The 1,472-nt window shown below is 55.0% G+C and carries 1 protein-coding gene, 1 pseudogene and 1 riboswitch; the gene and the pseudogene both read right to left on the reverse strand.

The window, feature by feature from the left end:
* A pseudogene (locus tag L691_RS27560) lies at positions 1–778 on the reverse strand (terpene cyclase/mutase family protein); the annotation flags it as partial.
* Between the two features lie 164 nt (positions 779–942).
* Positions 943–1,133, reverse strand: a riboswitch (cobalamin riboswitch).
* A 94-nt stretch (positions 1,134–1,227) separates the two neighbouring features.
* On the reverse strand, positions 1,228–1,472 hold a 245-nt coding region (locus L691_RS32415; protein WP_198022955.1), incomplete at its 5' end, for a hypothetical protein.

The following is a 1,472-nucleotide window of genomic DNA, read 5'->3' on the forward strand; positions in this document are numbered from 1 at the left end:
CGCTGCTATCCGAGCCCCAGGAGTTATATCCCCCATGAGGCTGCTGATTCGTCTTTAGCCATGCCACGGCACGATCGCCAGCGGTCTTCACTTCAGGCTTGTCCATATGCGCAGCCAGAGCAGTCAGTACCATAGCGGTCAGGTCCGGATCGCTTGAGCCGCCGTAGGTAAACCCGCCGTCACTCTGCTGCTGCGACACGATTTTGTCAATCAGTCTGTCCTTGGTCCACAGGGCGTTCTCCGGAACGGAATATTGTCCTGCGTCCAACGCCAGCAGAGAATAGATATAAAAATTAACCGGCTTGTCATCAAGCTTGCCGCTGTTATAAATCGGTTCGATCAGATTATATCCGGCAAAGTCCGTTGCATCAATGCCAAGTGACGTAACAGCCAGCGAAATCCGGGCGTAATCGGTCGCATTGGCAAAAATTCCTTTTGCTTCTTTCACTTGCTGTTCAAGCGCAATTTGATAGCTGGGCTGTACCGTGTAGGAACCTCGGGCCAAGGCAATGGCCTGCCAATCCATTGTCACTCCCTTGGTCTGAATATAGCTCGCGGCGGCATCAGCCGCCTGTTTCACCGTGATCGGCTGCGAGGCCGAAGCCGCCGTTACATCCGCACCGTACACGATATCGGCAACACTAGCTTCCTGATAACCGGCAGCCGCCGTCTCGGCAAACACCCGTCCCCCCGGAGCAAACGGCGCGCCCAGCAATGAGATAATCATCAATGAGGCCATTCCCAGCGCAAACATTTTGGAAGAAATCCTGCTCTTCATTCCTTAACCTCTTTCTCCTGAATTTGTGGGAGTCTCTTAAGCAAGAAAAACCGCCCCATAGAGGGACGGTCTTTCAGAATCCGGGCCGGAACCGATGCCTTATAGCATCCTCAGCATCAGCCGCGCATAAATGTCCGGGTGTCCTCACCCCCCGAAGGGCACCCGGGCCTTGATTAGAAAAGGCAGGTCTCCTGGCTCATGCCTCATCGCTCCCTCCCGCCTTCCCGTTCTACATGAACAGTGGCAGATTTCAGAGGATCGCTCCGCATATACAGTGGCGGGACCGCGCCGGACTCCAACCGGCTTCCCTTTTAAGCGGGCTTTCTAGGCCCGCACCTTTTTTAAGACTCTATTAAATTTTAGGCAATCTATATCATATCGGTTATCGTAGGGGTTGTCCATACATTGCCAGCCATTCAGCCGTGAAAAATAAACGGGAAGCTCACCCGTCACTTCACCGCCGGGCTCGCGCTTGCGGATGCCGCCGGAGAGGATGCCGGACGCGGATCATCCTTCAGAACCAGCGTGTATTCTTCGGCCTCAATCATGCTTCCGGCAGTCAGCTTAGGGGAAGATACCAGCGTTACCCTTACCTGGTAGGGTGCAGGTCCTGACAATGCGGAGCCGTTATCTGATGGGAGCGGAGACACCGGCGCGCTTGAAGCGGCAATCGGCTCTCCTGACGGTGACGGCG

The sequence above is a fragment of the Paenibacillus zanthoxyli JH29 genome, assembly GCF_000520715.1.
In the GTDB taxonomy this organism is placed as follows: Bacteria; Bacillota; Bacilli; order Paenibacillales; family Paenibacillaceae; genus Paenibacillus_AQ; species Paenibacillus_AQ zanthoxyli.